At 31.0% G+C, this 17,870-nt stretch carries 18 protein-coding genes; 4 read left to right on the forward strand and 14 right to left on the reverse strand.

Annotated elements, in window-relative coordinates; all coding sequences use genetic code 11:
* Position 1: 1 nt before the first annotated feature.
* The 3 genes from ACTTBE_RS05440 to ACTTBE_RS05450 all read right to left on the reverse strand — a co-directional run bounded on the left by ACTTBE_RS05440 (position 2) and on the right by ACTTBE_RS05450 (position 2,444).
* A complete protein-coding gene (locus ACTTBE_RS05440) occupies positions 2–1,333 on the reverse strand; it encodes a (Fe-S)-binding protein (protein ID WP_440677499.1) in 1,332 nt (443 codons plus the stop codon).
* Positions 1,334–1,492: 159 nt separating this feature from the next.
* Positions 1,493–1,909, reverse strand: coding sequence for a rubrerythrin family protein (locus tag ACTTBE_RS05445; RefSeq protein WP_262590070.1), 417 nt, complete (start codon positions 1,907–1,909; stop codon positions 1,493–1,495).
* A 106-nt stretch (positions 1,910–2,015) separates the two neighbouring features.
* Positions 2,016–2,444 (reverse strand): Fur family transcriptional regulator, encoded by a 429-nt coding sequence (locus ACTTBE_RS05450; RefSeq protein ID WP_262590069.1) that lies wholly within the window; start codon positions 2,442–2,444, stop codon positions 2,016–2,018.
* A 94-nt stretch (positions 2,445–2,538) separates the two neighbouring features.
* On the opposite strand from ACTTBE_RS05450, the gene fabA reads away from it, so the two are divergent.
* From fabA to ACTTBE_RS05470, 4 genes are read left to right on the forward strand one after another with little or no spacing between them, the layout of a single operon-like run.
* On the forward strand, positions 2,539–3,039 hold the full coding sequence (gene fabA, locus ACTTBE_RS05455) for a bifunctional 3-hydroxydecanoyl-ACP dehydratase/trans-2-decenoyl-ACP isomerase (protein ID WP_440655178.1): 501 nt from the start codon (positions 2,539–2,541) through the stop codon (positions 3,037–3,039).
* Positions 3,039–4,250: a beta-ketoacyl-ACP synthase I gene (gene fabB / locus ACTTBE_RS05460; protein ID WP_440635117.1), complete on the forward strand. Its 1,212-nt coding sequence runs from the start codon at positions 3,039–3,041 to the stop codon at positions 4,248–4,250. Before fabA ends, fabB begins: the two co-directional genes overlap by 1 nt.
* A 3-nt stretch (positions 4,251–4,253) precedes the next feature.
* Entirely contained in the window at positions 4,254–5,039 is a 786-nt protein-coding gene (locus ACTTBE_RS05465) for an enoyl-ACP reductase FabI (RefSeq protein ID WP_440677500.1), read from the forward strand.
* A 27-nt stretch (positions 5,040–5,066) separates the two neighbouring features.
* Positions 5,067–5,273: a DUF1737 domain-containing protein gene (locus ACTTBE_RS05470; RefSeq protein WP_428079160.1), complete on the forward strand. Its 207-nt coding sequence runs from the start codon at positions 5,067–5,069 to the stop codon at positions 5,271–5,273.
* Positions 5,274–5,327: 54 nt separating this feature from the next.
* Here the strand turns inward: ACTTBE_RS05470 and pnp are convergent, their stop codons facing one another.
* The 11 genes from pnp to ACTTBE_RS05525 all read right to left on the reverse strand — a co-directional run bounded on the left by pnp (position 5,328) and on the right by ACTTBE_RS05525 (position 17,863).
* Positions 5,328–7,400 (reverse strand): polyribonucleotide nucleotidyltransferase, encoded by a 2,073-nt coding sequence (pnp, locus tag ACTTBE_RS05475; protein WP_440677501.1) that lies wholly within the window; start codon positions 7,398–7,400, stop codon positions 5,328–5,330.
* A gap of 58 nt (positions 7,401–7,458) precedes the next feature.
* Positions 7,459–7,707 carry a 30S ribosomal protein S15 gene (gene rpsO, locus ACTTBE_RS05480; protein ID WP_075485648.1) on the reverse strand — a complete coding sequence of 83 codons (249 nt, stop codon included), beginning with the start codon at positions 7,705–7,707 and terminating at the stop codon, positions 7,459–7,461.
* Between the two features lie 12 nt (positions 7,708–7,719).
* Positions 7,720–8,088 carry a 30S ribosome-binding factor RbfA gene (rbfA, locus tag ACTTBE_RS05485; protein WP_440677502.1) on the reverse strand — a complete coding sequence of 123 codons (369 nt, stop codon included), beginning with the start codon at positions 8,086–8,088 and terminating at the stop codon, positions 7,720–7,722.
* A complete protein-coding gene (gene infB, locus ACTTBE_RS05490; protein ID WP_440677503.1) occupies positions 8,088–10,304 on the reverse strand; it encodes a translation initiation factor IF-2 in 2,217 nt (738 codons plus the stop codon). The genes rbfA and infB overlap by 1 nt, the downstream gene beginning before the upstream one ends.
* A gap of 10 nt (positions 10,305–10,314) precedes the next feature.
* On the reverse strand, positions 10,315–11,868 hold the full coding sequence (nusA, locus tag ACTTBE_RS05495) for a transcription termination factor NusA (protein WP_440677504.1): 1,554 nt from the start codon (positions 11,866–11,868) through the stop codon (positions 10,315–10,317).
* A gap of 97 nt (positions 11,869–11,965) precedes the next feature.
* Entirely contained in the window at positions 11,966–13,135 is a 1,170-nt protein-coding gene (gene metK, locus ACTTBE_RS05500; RefSeq protein WP_440677505.1) for a methionine adenosyltransferase, read from the reverse strand.
* The gene (lnt, locus tag ACTTBE_RS05505; RefSeq protein WP_440677506.1) at positions 13,128–14,666 is read right to left on the reverse strand and encodes an apolipoprotein N-acyltransferase; all 1,539 of its coding nucleotides are present in this window, start codon (positions 14,664–14,666) and stop codon (positions 13,128–13,130) included. The genes metK and lnt overlap by 8 nt, the downstream gene beginning before the upstream one ends.
* Before the next feature lies 1 nt (position 14,667).
* The gene (gene ybeY, locus ACTTBE_RS05510) at positions 14,668–15,129 is read right to left on the reverse strand and encodes an rRNA maturation RNase YbeY (RefSeq protein ID WP_440677507.1); all 462 of its coding nucleotides are present in this window, start codon (positions 15,127–15,129) and stop codon (positions 14,668–14,670) included.
* Entirely contained in the window at positions 15,122–16,117 is a 996-nt protein-coding gene (locus tag ACTTBE_RS05515) for a PhoH family protein (RefSeq protein WP_262590057.1), read from the reverse strand. The genes ybeY and ACTTBE_RS05515 overlap by 8 nt, the downstream gene beginning before the upstream one ends.
* Before the next feature lie 3 nt (positions 16,118–16,120).
* Positions 16,121–17,446 carry a tRNA (N6-isopentenyl adenosine(37)-C2)-methylthiotransferase MiaB gene (miaB, locus tag ACTTBE_RS05520; RefSeq protein ID WP_440677508.1) on the reverse strand — a complete coding sequence of 442 codons (1,326 nt, stop codon included), beginning with the start codon at positions 17,444–17,446 and terminating at the stop codon, positions 16,121–16,123.
* A gap of 6 nt (positions 17,447–17,452) precedes the next feature.
* Positions 17,453–17,863, reverse strand: coding sequence for a Fur family transcriptional regulator (locus ACTTBE_RS05525; RefSeq protein ID WP_440677509.1), 411 nt, complete (start codon positions 17,861–17,863; stop codon positions 17,453–17,455).
* Positions 17,864–17,870: the final 7 nt, after the last annotated feature.

Below are 17,870 nucleotides of genomic sequence, written 5' to 3' on the forward strand. Positions count from 1 at the left end.
ATCATAATTTATAACTTTTAGCCATCAATTCGATAGGATGTAGTGCCTCATCATTGGAGATGTTAGTATCCACTTCAAGCTGCTTCAAGTGCTTACCTGCTAAAGGACAATCAGAAGCCATGTACTTGTTATTTTTTGTTTTAATTTGTCTTGCAGTTGGTCTTCCTACTTTATTGGCCAGATCATGTGTTTCTTTCATCACACCAAAAGTTCCACCATGCCCAGCACATTTCTCTACAACATCAATTTTAACATTCGGGATAAGTTTAAGCATATCTCTTGCTTTGATACCCATGTTTTGTGCTCTTGCATGACACGCATGATGAACTGTTACTCCACCATCGATTTCTTGCAAACCATCTGCTAATCCTTCTTTGTTTGCAATATCAACAACATATTCATCAATATCCATTACATTTGCAGATAATTTTTTTATTTTATCATCATTTGGTAAAAGCAATGGCCATTCAAATTTTAACATTAAGCCACAACTAGCGGTTAAGGTAACAACTTTGTAACCTTTGTTAATCCATTCAACTAAATCTTTAGAAACTTTTTTAGCCTGTTTCACAACTTTAGGAAGATCAGCTTGCTCTAAGAATGGCATTCCACAACATCCAGGATAGGCTTCTTGAACTTCTACGCCATTTTTCTTTAGAACTTTTAAAGCTGCAACACCCGTATTTTTTTTATTAAAGTTAACAAAACAGGTAGAATAAATTACAACTTTTCTATCATTAGTTTTTGTCTCGTAGTTTATTTTGTGATTGTTTTTCTTAAAAAAGTTAGAAAAAGTTTCTGAATTGTATTTTGGAAGTTGAACCCTTTTATCGATACCCGCAACTACCTCTAATATTTTTCTGAAAAACTTATTTTTTATATCTGATGCCCAATTAATTATTTTAGAAAATAAAACCCCAATTTTTGCGTTTCTATCTATTTGGGCTAATTGCTTTGGAACACTTGGTAATTTACCTAATTTTTTCTGTGCCGTTCTGTACCTCAACATTAAATGAGGGAAATCAAGATCAAAATCATGAGGAGGTACATAAGGACATTTGGTCATAAAACACATGTCGCAAAGAGTACAGGCATCAACAACCGGAGCAAATTGCTCACTTTTTAAACTTTCTACGTCTTCATTTTCAGATTCATCAATCATATCGAACAATTTTGGAAAGGAGTCACAAAGATTAAAACATCTTCGACATCCATGGCAAATATCAAACACTCTTCGCATTTCTGCATCTAATTTTTCAGGATTTAAAAAATCTGGATGCTCAAAATCAATCGGGTGACGTATTGGGGCGTCTAGACTTCCTTCTTTGCTCATACGATTATATTAGAAATTATAATTAATGATAAAGAAACTAATACCACTGGTTCATTAAACCAATCTTTTATTAATTGTAAAAGTTGCTCTTTCATTTTTTTTGATTTTAGAAATTTTGTTAAATTTAGTGGGCGGTAAACGCCCACTAATGAATATTATTTAGGCAATAGACTCTAAAGTTTTTTGAAATTTACCAGCATGAGATTTTTCAGCTTTTGCTAAAGTCTCAAACCAATCTGCAATTTCCTCAAAACCTTCTTCTCTTGCAGTTTTAGCCATACCTGGGTACATGTCAGTATATTCATGCGTTTCTCCCTCAATTGCTGAAGCTAAATTTGCTTTAGTTTCACCAATTGGTTTCCCAGTAGCTGGATCTCCAACTTGTTCAAGGTATTCTAAGTGACCATGTGCGTGACCAGTTTCACCTTCTGCTGTTGATCTAAATACTGTAGCTACATCATTATAGCCTTCGATGTCAGCTTTTTGTGCAAAATAAAGATATCTTCTATTTGCTTGACTCTCACCAGCGAATGCTGCTTTTAAGTTCTCTTCTGTTTTACTTCCTTTTAAAGACATTTTTTTCTCCTTAATTTAACTTTATAGACCATATAGTGTCTAAAACTTTAATGTCAATAGTTTAGAATTATTATAATCTAGATTTTATATAATTGATTTAATTGAATTATTTTTGAGTTTGATTATCACTCGCAACTTTAACCAAAACTTCAACTGAATTTATTTTTTTTCCTGTAATATTTTTTTTAATATTAACTGGGTCTATATCATTTTCATCACAATCTATTAGCTGATGAGTATCTTCATCATAAAAATGATGATGAACAGATGTGTTTGTATCAAAATAACTTTTATCGCTGTTAATCGAAATTTCTTTTAAATAACCTTTTTTCTGAAATGCATGAACAGTGTTGTAAACTGTTGCTAAAGAAATTTTTTCATTCATCTCTTCAGAAATCATTTTTACGAGATCATTGATTGTAAAATGAAAAGTTTTTTCTCTATTAAATAGAACTTCACACATTTTAACCCTTTGTTTAGTGGGTCTAAGTCCTAAATCTCTTAATTTTTCAACAAAATTACAGTTTTTTACCATTGTATTTTATAATTATTCTAATGTATGAATAAAAATATACAGTTTTATTATATTATATTGGTATTAAATCAAGTAATAAGGTTTCTCAAAAAATATGAAAAAAAATTCCTACTCATATGACGATCTAATAAGTTGTGGAAATGGTAATCTTTTTGGACCAGGTAATGCAAAATTACCACTTCCTCCAATGCTGATGTTTGATAGAATAACTGAAATCAACGAGAATAATGGAGCTTTCAATAAAGGCTCTTTAAAGGCTGAATTAGATATAAAAAACGATCTATGGTTTTTTGACTGTCATTTTAAAGAGGATCCAGTCATGCCTGGGTGTCTAGGTTTAGATGCTATGTGGCAACTAGTTGGATTTTTTCTGGGCTGGTTAGGAAATCCTGGCAAAGGTAGAGCTCTAGGAGTTGGTACTGTAAAATTTACTGGTGAAGTTTTACAAAATGTTAAAAATGTAAGGTACGAAATAGATATGAAAAAAATTATGTCGCCAGGTGGAACAACTGTTGGTCTTGCCAATGGAATTGTACTTGCTGATGACAAAAAAATATATTCAGCAGAAAGTTTGAAAGTGGGGTTATTTAAATAATGAGAAGAGTAGTAATTACAGGATTAGGAATTGTCTCTTGTTTGGGAAACAACCAAGAGGAAGTTCATCAATCATTAATTAATTCAAAATCAGGAATTTCTTATGCTGAGGAATATAAAGAACATAATCTTAAAAGTCATGTTCATGGCAAACCAAATATAAAATTAGAAGATCATATCGATCGAAAAACAATTAGATTTATGGGTTCAGGTTCAGCTTATAATTATATTGCAATGAAAGAAGCTATTGAGGATTCGGGATTAGAAGAAACTGAAGTTAGCAATTTTAAAACTGGAATCGTGATGGGTTCTGGTGGTCCATCAATTGAAAATGTTATTTTGGCTGCGGATAAAACAAGGGCTAAAACTCCAAAATTAATGGGACCATTCATTGTTCCAAGAACAATGGCAAGTACAGCTTCTGCAACACTTGCTGTTCCATTTAAAATTAAAGGAACCAACTACACAATGAGTTCTGCTTGTGCAACAAGTGGCCACTGTATTGGTAATTCAATGGAATTAATTCAAATGGGAAAACAAGATGTTGTTTTTGCAGGTGGAAGTGAAGAAGTTCATTGGGCAATGACGGCAATGTTTGATGCGATGACTGCTTTATCATCAAAATATAATGATGCACCCGAAACAGCATCAAGAGCATATGACAAAACAAGAGATGGTTTTGTAATTGCAGGTGGTGCAGGTGTGTTAGTGCTAGAGGAATATGAACACGCTAAAGCAAGAGGTGCTAAAATATACGCAGAATTAACTGGTTATGGAGCAACTTCAGATGGATACGATATGGTAGCTCCATCAGGAGAAGGTGCTGTCAGATGTATGCAAATGGCAATGTCTACTGCTAAAAATAAAATTGATTATATCAATACTCATGGAACTTCTACTCCAGTTGGAGATATCACGGAGCTAAATGCAGTTAAAAATACTTTTGGAGACAATATCCCAAAGATTAGTTCGACAAAATCTTTATCGGGACATCCACTTGGTGCGGCTTCAGTTCATGAAGCAATTTACTGTTTGATAATGATGAAGAATAATTTCATAGCTGGCTCTGCAAACATAAGTGAGATGGATGAAGAAGCTAAAAAATTTCCAATAGTTTCAAAAACTGAAACTGGTGCAACTTTAAATACAGTAATGTCTAATAGTTTTGGTTTCGGTGGAACTAATGCTGCTTTAATTTTTGAAAAGGTTTAAACTATGAGTTTGATGAAAGGTAAAAAAGGATTAATCATGGGAGTTGCCAATGAAAGATCTATTGCTTGGGGCATCTCACAAAAACTTGCAGAAGCTGGAGCTGAACTTGCGTTCACTTATTTAGGTGATGCCTTGAAGAAAAGAGTTGTTCCTTTAGCTGAAAAGTTAAATTCAAAAGTAACATTCAGCTGCGATGTTGAAAAAAAAGAGGACGTAATAAAATTATTTGAAGATGTTAAATCACAATGGGGTGAAATTGATTTTGTAGTTCATGCAATTGCATTTTCAGATAAATCAGAATTATCTGGTGAGTATTTAGATACAACTAGAGAAAACTTTTTAAGAAGCATGTTAATTTCATGTTTCTCATTTACAGAAGTTGCAAAAGAAGCCTCTAAAGTAATGAAAGAAGGTGGAAGTTTAATTACCTTAAGCTACGAGGCAAATAAAGCTATTCCAAATTATAATGTAATGGGTGTCTGTAAGGCTGCTTTAGAATCTAGTGTTAAGTATCTTGCAAGGGATCTGGGTGCTAGGGGCATGAGAGTAAATGCAATAAGTGCAGGTCCTATTAAAACATTGGCTGCATCAGCCATTGGAGATGCAAAATTCCTGTATAAATGGAATGAAGACCATTCTTTCCTTAAGAGAAATGTAGATATCCATGATGTTGGAAATTCAGCATTATATCTACTAAGTGACCTTGCAAATGGTGTTACAGGTGAAATTCACTATGTAGATGCTGGATATAACAAGGTTGGAATGCCAGATCCTAAAAATATAACCTAAGATTTAGTTAAATTTGGTTAAAAATATATGAAGGGATACAGATTTATTACTGATGATGATACAGCAAGATTTTGTAATCGAGTAACTGAGGCATTATCGAATGGATGGAAATTATATGGTGAACCCAAAATGACATTTGATAAAAAACGAGGAATAATGCGTTGTGGCCAAGCAGTTATCAAAAATGTTCCAAATAAAAAATACTCAAAAAAAATAAATTTATCTTCAATATAAAAAACCCCCAGAACTCTCATTCCAGGGGTTTAAAATTTTAATTTAACTTATTGATTATTCAGCAGCTTGTTTCATAGAGAGTTTAACTTTACCTCTATCGAAACCAATTACTTTAACTTTTACCTCATCACCTTCTTTGACAACATCAGTTACTTTAGCAACTCTTTTATCTGCAAGTTCTGAGATATGAACAAGCCCGTCTTGTTTTCCTAAGAAATTAACAAATGCACCAAATTCCATAATCTTCATTACTTTACCTGAATAAATTTTATTCAGTTCAGCTTTTGCAGTTATGTCTTTAATCATCTGCATTGCGATGTTTCTAGACTCTTCGTCTGGAGCAGCAACTGTTACCACACCTTCATCATTTACATCTACTTTCGCACCTGATTTTTCAACTATCTCTCTGATTGTTGCACCACCTTTTCCAATGACAGCAGCAATGTCTTTTTTATCAACGTTAACTTGCTCCATTTTTGGAGTATGTTTTCCAACATCAGATCTTGAAGCTGATAATGCTTTATTCATTTCTCCTAAGATATGAACTCTTCCATCTTTAGCTTGGCTTAATGCTTGTTCCATGATTTCAAATGTAATACCTGTGATTTTGATATCCATTTGAAGAGAAGTAATGCCATCTTTGGTTCCAGCAACTTTAAAGTCCATATCGCCTAGATGATCTTCGTCACCTAAAATATCAGATAAGACACTAAAATCATCACCCTCTTTAATTAAACCCATTGCAATACCTGCGACTGGCTCTTTAATTGGCACTCCAGCGTCCATTAACGCTAAAGACGTTCCGCAAACAGTAGCCATAGAAGAAGAACCATTAGACTCCGTTATTTCTGAAACTACTCTAAAAGTATATGGAAATGCCTCTTTTGTTGGTAATGAGGAGTTAATCGCTCTCCAAGCTAATTTACCGTGTCCGATTTCTCTTCTACCAGTTCCAATTCTTCCAGTTTCTCCAACTGAAAAAGGAGGAAAATTATAATGAAGCATAAATCGTTCTCTCTGAAGCCCATCTAAACTTTCAATTCTTTGTTCGTCATCAGAAGTTCCTAGAGTTGCAACAACAATTGCTTGAGTCTCACCTCTGGTAAATAATGCAGAACCATGAGCTCTAGGTAAAATACCCACTTCACACTCGATAGGTCTTACATCAGACAAACCTCTTCCATCAATTCTATTTTTATTTTTTAGGATATCAGTTCTAACAATTGATTTTTCTAGACTTTTTAGCTGACTGTTAACATCAAGATCTGTGTAGTTTTCATCTTCCTCATAAAGTTTTTTAGCTTTATCAGTAATTTCAGAAATTTGATTTGATCTATCTTGTTTATCTCTTGTAGCAAAAGCTTTTTTAAGATCTTCAGTAAAAGTTTCCTCAAGTTTTTTCTTAACTTCAGTTAAATCTTTTTTCTCAACTGTCCATTCAGGTTTTCTACATTCTTTTGCAAGCTCCTCAATCATTTCAATCACTGGAACAAAGCCTTCATGACCAAATTTAACTGCATTTAGCATTTCTTCTTCAGTTAAACCGCTTGCTTCTGACTCAACCATAAGCACAGCATCTTTTGTACCTGCTACAACTAAATCTAATTTCGATTTTTCTAACTCTGCTTTAGATGGATTTAAAACATATTTTCCATCAATAAATCCAACCCTTGAAGCCCCTACAGGTCCCATGAATGGCATTCCTGATATAGCTAATGCTGCTGATGAAGCAGTGATTGATAAAATATCTGGTTCGTTTTCTTTGTCGTATGAAATTACAGTTGGTAATAACTGTACTTCATTTTTAAATTCATCAGGAAACAAAGGTCTGATTGGTCTATCAATTAATCTAGATATTAATGTTTCACTCTCAGTTGGTCTTGCTTCTCTTTTAAAATATCCACCTGGAATTTTTCCAGCTGCATAATATTTCTCTTGGTAATTTACAGATAATGGAAAGTAATCCATGTCAGGATTTACTTTTTTTGCCCCCACTACTGTTGCTAGTACGACTGTCTCTCCACATGTTGCGATTATTGCACCGTCTGCCTGTCTTGCTACTTTACCTGTTTCTAAACTTATCTTCTTTCCTGCTACTTCAATTTCCTTCTTATATACTTTAAACATTTCATTTCCATTTCGTTTCGTTCATTTCGTGCCATTCCGTTCTATCTATCTTGACTTCCTATTTTCTTAAATTCAATTTCGACAGTACATTTTTGTAAGAATCCATTTTGTTTTTCTTTAGGTATTCTAACAATTTCTTTCTTCTATTTACCGCTCTCAACAATCCTACAGATGAATGTTTATCCTTCTTGAATTGCTTAATATGCTTAGAGAGAGTTTCAATTTTCTCTGTTAGCAAAGCAATTTGGATTTCTGAAGATCCAGTATCCTTATCATGCATTGCTAATTCTTGTGCCTTTTTGTTCATGCCTCTTTCTTCCTATTTATTTGTTTGTTTTATTAAGTTTTCTATTTTTTCCGCATACTCAAAAGATTCATCTTTTCTAAAAAGTAATTTTGGTAAAAATTTCATAACCACTTTTTGTGATAAAATTTTTCTTATTAAAAATGAGTATTCCTTCAAAACATTAATTGTTTCCTCGGCATCTTTTCCTCCTAATGGAAGAACATATGCTTTAGCAATTTTTAAATCAGGACTCATTCTAACCTCAGTAACTGTTACAGTATTTGTTTCTAAATTCGGAACCTTAGCCTCATTTCTTATAAAAATCATGCTTAATGACTGCTTAATCATCTCTCCAACTCTAAGCTGTCTTTGTGATACTGGTTTTCCTGTTCTATCAGCCATTAAATCGATCTCTCTGTAGATGTAACACTAAATGCCTCTATTGTGTCATTTTTTTGGAAATCCATGTAATCTTTAACTGTAATTCCACATTCTTGACCATCACTAACTTGTTTTACTTGGTTTTTTTCTCTGAAAATTGTTGAAACTTTTCCTGTGTAAATTATTGCTCCATCTCTAATAATTCTTACATCGGAATTGCTATTTATTTCACCTTCTGTAATTTTTGAGCCTGCAACTTTTCCAGCACCTGAAACTTTGAATATCTCAAGAATTTGTGCTGTACCAGTAATTGTTTCTTGAACATCAGGAGATAATAGCCCAGACATTTTTTGTTTAACATAATCCAACACTTCATAAATGATATTATAAGAAGAAATTTTTATTTTTTCATTTTCAGCAAGTTTTTTAGCCTCTTTGCTTGGTTTAACATTAAAGGCTATTAGAACAGCATTAGATGCTTTGGCCAATGTAACATCCGTCTCCGTTACCATTCCAATGTCTGCTAAAATTATTTTTGGTTTCACTTCTTCATGTTTAATTTGAGCAATTGCATTTTTGATAGCCTCTGATGATCCTTGTACATCGGATTTAATAATTAAATTTAATTCCTCAGAAGATTTATCCGAAAAAGCAGAATCTTGTGTTGCAAAGGTTAATGGGTTCCTTCCATCTTTGCTCTCTTGGGCTCTATTTTCACTCAAAGTTTTAGCTTCTTTTTCGGTGTCTAAAACAATAAAATCATCTCCAGCTTTAGCGGCACCATTTATACCTAAAACTTCTATAGGAGTTGATGGTGGAGCTTCGCTAATATTTTGACCTTTATCATTAATAATTGCTCTAACCTTTCCCCATTTTAAACCACTTACAAAAAAGTCACCTTTTTTGAGAGTGCCTGTCGTTACAATAATATTTGCAACCGGTCCTCTTCCAACATCTATTTTTGACTCTAATACAATCCCTGTAGCTTTAGATTCAAAATCTGTTTTAAGATCTAAAATTTCAGCTTGTAAAATTATAGACTCAACTAACTTATCTAAGTTTTGTTTTGTTTTTGTAGAAACCTCAACCATTAACGTATCACCAGATAAATCTTCTGCTATTAACTCATGTTCAAGTAGTTGGTTTTTAATTTTTTGCGGATCAGCTTCAGGAAGATCACACTTATTTATTGCAACTACTATTGGAACATTTGCTGCTTTTGCGTGTTTAATAGACTCAACTGTTTGTGGCTTCACTCCGTCATCAGCTGCAACAACCAAAACAACCACATCTGTTAATTTAGAACCTCTAGCTCTCATTTCAGTAAAAGCTGCGTGACCTGGAGTATCAATGAAAGTTAATTTATTACTTTGACTTTCAATTTGGTATGCTCCGATATGTTGGGTAATTCCACCAAACTCTCCTGAAACTACATTTGCACTTCTTAAAACATCTAAAACAGAAGTTTTACCATGATCAACATGACCCATAACCGTAACAATAGGTGGTCTATTTTTTAAATTTTCTACTCTAGTAGCTTTTATTTTTTGAATAATTTCTTCTGCTTTTTCTTCTCTTATTGGATTATGTCCAAATTCTTTAACTAAAAATTCAGCTGTGTCAGCAGCTAAAGTTTGATTGATTGTTACAGTTACTCCCATCCCAAATAAATATTTAATTACATTGCTAGATTGCTCCGCCATTCTATTAGCTAGCTCTCGAACAGTTATTGCTTCTGGAATATTGATGTCTCTTTTTACTGATTTTGAATTTTCTTGCGTCTCTTCTTTGGAAGAGTTTTTCATTTCTTTTTGTCGAGCTCTTTTAACTGATGCTAAACTTCTTTCTCTTGCTTCTATTTCATCACTTAAAGCTCTTGAAACAGTTAATTTTAATTCTCTTTTTTTTGTTCCAGCTTTTAATGTTTTTTTGTCTTTTTCACTATCTCCCTTAAGTCTTTTGGTAGCTCTTTGTTCTGCCAGTTTTCTTCTTTCAAAATCGCTTGTAATTGGAGGAGATTTTGGTGCAAAAGACGGTTTTAATGGTGCACCTCTATTAAATGAAGTAGTAAATTTTGGTTTACCTGCACCAAGTCTAAACGATCCACCTCTATTAGTGAATTTTCCGCTTTGTTTTTCAATTACTCTTGAATTTTTTCCCTGAGTTTTAGCTATCTCAATATTTCTTATGGATTTCTTTGCAGAGCCGGATATTGTTAATTTTGTTTTTTTCTCCATTGCTCATCTCTCAATCTTTATAAATTATATTTCTAGCAGACATAATTAATTCATCTGCCTCTTCTTTAGATAAAGCAAAATCCTCTAAATAACCCTGAATTTTAACTCTCTCTCCTTTAACTACATCGTAGCCACCAGTAAGTTCATCAGATGCAAGATCTGCAAAATCTTCTAATGTTAATATTTTTTGTTCACCCAATGTAACTAACATTCCTGGTGTTAGACCTTTAAGGTTTATAAGAGCATCTTGTAGACCAAGCTCTTTAATTCTCTCCGATATATCTTCTTGATCTTTTTGGTGAAACTCTTTTGCTCTATCAATTAACGCAATAGCTGTTTCTTCTTCAATTCCCTCTATTTTAGTTAAGTTTTCTGGCAAGCTATCTTTAATATCGTCTATTGTTGAAAAACCTTCGGCAACTAATAACTGACCTAAAGTCTCATCCAATTCTAAGTTTTTAACAAAATTATCTGTTTTTTCTTTGAATTCTAACTGTCTTCTCTCGGAGTCTTCCGCATCAGTCATAATATTAATTTCATAATTTAACAACTTAGTTGCCAATCTTACATTTTGACCTCTTCGGCCAATCGCTTTACTCAAATTTTCTTCAGTTAAAATCACATCAAGTTTTTTTCTTTCTGCATCAACATTAACTCTTTGAACTTCTGCGGGCGACAAAGCATTTGATACTAGTATTGCAGCATCCTCTGACCAATTCACAATATCAATTTTTTCTCCTTGGAGTTCATTTACAACTGCCTGAACTCTAGAACCTCTCATACCAACACAAGCTCCAACAGGGTCTAATGATGTATCAACTGCTTTAACACAAATCTTTGCTCTACTTCCAGGATCTCTTGAAGAAGATTTAATTTCGATTAATCCATCATATATTTCTGGCACTTCTTGAACAAAAAGTTTTTCCATAAATTTTGGGTGAGCTCTAGACAAGAAGATTTGTTGACCTCTTGGCTCTCTTCTTACATCATAACAATAAGCTTTTACTCTATCACCAGCTTTAATATTTTCTCTAGGAATTAATTCATTTTTTTGAATGATTGCTTCTGTTCTACCTAGATCAACAATAACACTTCCAAATTCTAATCTCTTAACAATACCACTTAAAATTGTATCTTTTTTATCAATAAAGTCATTAAATTGTCTCTCTCTCTCTGCTTCTCTAACATTAAGGCTTATTACCTGTTTTGCAGTTTGAGCAGCTATTCTACCAAAATCAAAAGATGGTAGTGGCTGAAGAACTTCATCACCGATTGATTTATCTTTATTATTTTCATTAAGACTTATTGCATCTTCTAATTTTATTTCTGTATTTGCATTTTCAGGATTTTCAGAAATAATAAGTTTTCTGAACAATTCTATGTCTCCATTGTCTCTATTGATTGAAACTTTAATTTCATTTTCTTGACCAAACTTAGATTTAGCCGCTTTAGCTATTCCTGTTTCCATAGAACTAATTATAAGTTCTTTATCTATCGATTTTTCTAAAGCTACTGCCTCAGCAATTCTTAATAATTCTAATTTATCTGCTCTTTTATTTAACATTTTTTATCTGCTCCAAAAAAAAATGGGCCAGAGCCCATTTTGATAATTCAACAATGTAAGGGCAATATAGTAAAGTTTTTTTTTAATTCAACTGAAACTATTTAGAAAAAACGTTGATTTTATCAGTTTTTTCCCACGAAAATGATCCATCATCTCCTGGAGTTCTACCAAAGTGACCATAGGCTGCTGTTTTTTCATATATAGGTCTATTAAGGTTTAACATCTCTCTAATTCCTCTAGGACTGAGATCAAAATTTTCATTAATCTTTTCAACAACAAATTTGTTTTTATCTAAATCATTATCAAACAAATCAACATAAATTGATAAAGGTTTTGAAACTCCTATTGCATAAGCTAACTGTATTAAACATTTATCTGCTATTTTTGAAGCAATAACATTTTTAGCAATGTATCTTGCCGCATAAGCAGCAGATCTATCTACTTTTGTAGGATCCTTACCTGAAAATGCTCCTCCTCCATGAGGTGCTGCTCCACCATAGGTATCCACAATAATTTTTCTTCCTGTTAAACCACAGTCCCCATCTGGACCACCTATTACAAAATTACCAGTTGGGTTTACATAAAACTCTTCCTCGTTAAAGTCTTTAAGAAATTTTTCTGGAATTGATTTCAACATATACGGTCTTAATAATTCTCTTACCTGAGCTTGATTAACATCAGAAGAATGTTGAGATGATATAACAACAGATTTTACTTTAGTCGGTTTACCATCTACATATTCAAATGTAACTTGGCTTTTTGAATCTGGTTCGATTTCTTTTAATTTACCAGATTTTCTATCCTCAGCCATATGTCTTAAAATTTTGTGCGAATAATGAATTGGTGCAGGCATAAATACATCTGTTTCATTGCATGCGTAACCAAACATTATACCTTGGTCTCCAGCACCCTCATCTTTATTTCCAGATGAATCCACACCCATTGCAATATCAGCAGATTGAGAATGCAAATGACTTTCTATTTTTGTTGCTTCTTTCCAGGTAAATCCTTCCTGATCATATCCAATATCTTTTATGCAATTCCTTACTCTTTCGATTAAATCATCTTTTTTAATCTCAGGTCCTCTTACTTCACCTGCAAGCACAACTTTGTTTGTTGTCGTTAAAGTTTCACAGGCAACTCTTGAATAAGGATCTCCAGAAATGTAACTATCAACAACCATATCAGAAATTCTATCTGATACTTTATCTGGATGTCCCTCTGAAACAGACTCGCTTGTAAATAGGAAATTTTTTAAATTACTCATTTTTAATTCTATTAAATGAAAATATTAAAAAAATATACAATAAAATTATTAAACCAAAAATTTTATTCCCATATTTAGCAAAGACTGTTGGTTGAATTTTTATCATTTTCGTAAAATCAATATATCCAACTTCATTAAAGTTTATTTTTTCCTCAACGATACCGATAGGATTTACTATCGCAGCTATTCCATTATTAGCTGACCTAATTACATATTTTCCACTTTCAATAGCTCGAAATATACTATGAACAAAGTGTTGTTCTGGTCCTATTGATTGACCAAACCATCCATCCTCTGAAATATTTACTATTATATCAAAGTCATGATTTTTATATAATTTTCCAGAATAAATTATCTCATAACAAATTAATGGTAAAAATTTTATAGAGAAATTATTTTTATTTAACTCTATAATTTCCCTTTTTTGACCTTTTGAGTAGGATTGATAATTGTTAGTTAAAGATTTGAAACCTACTTTTTTTAATAAATTTTCCATAGGTAAAAATTCGCCAAACGGTACAAGATTTATTTTATTATAATAATTTAATAAATTAAGATTATGATCATAAACAGATAAAGTATTATAATACTTAACCTGATCATTAACTTTTAATTTATTGTTTATACCTAAAATAAGTAAATGATTTTCGTTAAAACTTTCATTAAATAAATAATCATAACTTTGAATTTGATCCTGAGAAATTCCAGGCAATATACCCTCTGGCCAAATGAAAATTGTTTTCTCTTTCTTATTTGGTGAACTAATATTTATAAGATCTTCTATAGTTGATAAAGGCCCCTCTCCTGAATAAAACCTATCTAAAGAAATATCTGTACCAACTAATCTTATTTTATAATCAAGTTTTTCTACATCACCATTGTAAAAATCCTGCTTATTTGAATATCCAAAGAAATAAAATAGTAAAAATATTAAAGGTAAAATTAAGCAAAAAATTAAATCTTTTTTGTCATTCCGTAAAATAAAGAGTGCAGGACTTAAAAACAAAGTTATACAAAATAAGTTGAAAGAATATGTGCCTATTAAAGATGTTATGCTTAAAATTTCTAAATGATTTGAAAAACTATATGCAATTAAATTCCAAGGAAAACCTGATAAAATTGAACCTCTAATGAATTCTAGAAAACCAAAGATTACAGAAAATAATAAAATTGAACTCAAAGTCTTATTTGGTTTAAAAAAAATAAATAAATAACAAACAAAACCGTAAAATAACGCAATAAAAGAAGGAACTAAAATTAAAGCAAATGGAATTAAAACTTTAAAATTTTCATCAAATGTTAATGAAATAGAGATCCAATATATATTTGTTAGAAAATATCCAAATCCAAATAACCAACCATAGAAAAAAAATAATTTATGTTTGCTATCCTTTTTTTTTATTAAAAAAATAAAGAATAAGCTAAAGGATAGAAAATTAATTATTAACAAATTGAAAGGTGGTAAACTTAATGAAGTTATTGCTCCAAGAAACAATAAATAAACTACATCAATATATAAATTTTTTTTCAATTTACTTAATTTTTGAGATAACTGATTTAAATATTTTTTCTTCTTCTTTTAACATTTTTAAATAATCTTTATTTTTTACATGATCAAATCCTAACAAGTGTAAAAAACCATGAATAAAAGTTTTAATTATTTTTTCTTTAAATTGTTTATCTGTTTGTGATTTTGGTTTATTCATAAAATTAAAACTAATAGTTATATCTCCTAAGTAAGTTTGCTTTGATATTTTTAATATTTTGCTAGATGGGAAAGATAAAATATCAGTAGATTTATTTTTATTTCTAAATTTTTTATTTAAAATTTTAATTTTTTTATTGTTTGAAAGAAGTAAAGATAAACTTATTTTTTTATTTAAAAATTTATATTTTTTTGGAAAAGCATTGCAAATGCTTTTAAAAAAAAAATCTTTTTTTTTTATTTTTTTAGACCAAGCCTTCTCTTCTGAGAAGACGTTTAAATTAATCATTTTTAGAGTAGGCTTTTACAATTTTAGAAACCAATGGATGTCTAACTACATCTGAATGATCAAAGTCTACAACTGAAATTTCATTTAGATGCCCCAATAATTCTTTTGATCTAACTAATCCTGACATACTTTTGTTAGGAAGATCTATCTGAGTAGGATCTCCATTGACTACAATTTTTGAATTTTCACCGATTCTTGTTAGAAACATTTTTATTTGTGTATCTGTTGCATTTTGCGCTTCATCTAATATAGCAAAAGAATTTTTTAGTGTTCTACCTCTCATAAATGCCAAAGGAGCAATTTCGATATCACCAATTTCGATCATTCTTTGTATTTTTTCAAAATCAAATAAGTCGTACAAGGAATCATATAAAGGTCTTAAATACGGATCTACTTTTTCTTTCATATCTCCAGGTAAAAAGCCAAGTCTCTCTCCTGCTTCAACAGCAGGCCTAGATAGAATAATTCTTTCAATTTTTTTTTCTAACAACATAGTTAAACCAACTGCTACAGCTAAAAAAGTTTTTCCTGTTCCAGCTGGTCCTGCTGAGATTACAATATCACTTTGTCTTAGAGCTCTGACATAGCTTTTTTGTTTTTCGGATCTGGGAATAATTGATTTTTTTGGTGTTTTTATAATGTCAGTTACATTATTATTTTTAACTTTCTCTTTAATCATAAATTGATCAACTGATGAAATAAGATCTTTATTTTCGATTGAACCATTATTTATAAATTGATTAGTTAAAAATTGAATTGCATTTTTTATTAATTCATTTTTTTGTGGATCTGATTTTATCATTATTGAATTTCCCCTAGAATACAAACTAGAGTTAGTCATCTTTTCTAATTCTTTTAAATTTTTATTAAATTCTCCGGCAACACCCATGAGTAATTCGTTGTTGTGAAATATTACACTTAATGAATTGTTATCTGAGTAAACAAATTTTAGAGTGGTATCGATTTTTTTTTTAATTGTATTATTCAAAGATTATGCCACCTTTTGATCTGGGTTGCTTAGCAATTCTCCAAACAATGTAGTTCTATTACTATTTGTAATTTTTACTTTCACAATTTTTCCAATATGTTCTCTTTTACCATTAAAAATTACTGATGTCATATATTCAGTTCTACCAAAAGCTTTGGATTTATCTTCGGTTAAATTTTCAACCAACACATCAATTGTTCTATTTTTTAATTTTTTGTTCATTTGGGTTTGATTTTCAGATAATAAATTTTGAATAAATTCTAACCTTTCCATTGAAATTTTTTTATCAATTAAATCTAAAGCTTCTGCCTTTGTCCCAGGCCTTGGACTAAAAATAAATGAGTAAGAATTTATAAAATTAACTTTTTTAATTAAATCGACTGTACTTTGAAAATCTTCTTCAGTTTCACCAGGATAACCAATAATAAAATCACTTGAAAATTCAATTGATTTATTAATTTTTTTCAATTCGTCATAAACTTTTAAATAATGATCTATTTTATGTTTTCTATTCATCAACTTTAAAATCCTATCGGATCCACTCTGAACTGGAAGATGAACTAAAGGCATTAATTTTTTAGAGACTTTATATACTTCAATTAAATCATCAGTCATATCTTTTGGATGCGAAGTTGTGTATCTAATTCTTTTTACGTCTTGAATCTTTTCAATTTCTAAAACCAAATCAGATAGTCTTTTACTATTATCAGTGTAAGCATTTACATTTTGTCCCAAAAGTATGATTTCTTTTGCTCCATTATCTGACAAATAATTTGCCTCCTCAATTATTTGATTGAATGGTCTAGAATATTCTGGTCCACGAGTATATGGAACCACACAAAAATGACAAAACTTATCACATCCTTCTTGAATAGTTAAAAAAGATGAAATCTTACCTGCCTCATTCTTTATTTTACTAAAATATTTAAATTTTGAAACAGCATCAAAATCTGTTTGTTCAATTTTTTTTCTTTTTTCAATATGATTCAAAATTGTTTCGTTAATCTTATGATAAGCTTGAGGGCCAATTACTAAATCTATATAAGGTTCACGTTTAAGCATCTCTTGGTTTTCTGCTTGGGCAACACACCCTGCAATTATTACTAATGGTTTTTTTTTAGCTCTAAAGCTTTTTTTAACTCTTCCTATTTCAGAATAAACTTTTTCTTTTGCTTTATCTCTGATGTGACAAGTGTTCAATAAATAACAGTCAGCTTCTTCTAAGTTTTCACTTTTTTGATAACCAATTTTCTTTACTGAATCAAAAATTCTATTTGAATCATATTCGTTCATTTGACAACCAAATGTTTTAATGAAAATTTTTTGCATTTTAATTTAGGATTTTTTTTTTATCCCATAAAGTTCAAGCTTATGATCAACTAAAGTGTAACCATATTTATCTGCTACCTTTTTTTGAAGTTTTTCGATTTCTTCATCAACAAATTCTATTATTTCACCTGACTTCACATCTATTAAATGGTCATGATGTCCTTCATTGAGCTCTTCATACCTGGCTTTTCCACCTTTAAACTCGTGCTTAGTAAGTATTCCAGATTCTTCAAATAATTTTACTGTTCTGTAGACGGTAGCAATACTTATTTTATTATCTATCTTTGAAACTCTATTATAAAGTTCGTCAACATCAGGATGATCAGTGGACTCGGACATGACCTGAGCAATTATTTTTCTCTGATCTGTCAATTTCACACCTTTTGCTGAACATTTTTGTTCAATTGTTTCAGACATAATTTAA

Source organism: Candidatus Pelagibacter sp. HIMB1587, assembly GCF_052047775.1.
Lineage (GTDB): Bacteria > Pseudomonadota > Alphaproteobacteria > Pelagibacterales > Pelagibacteraceae > Pelagibacter.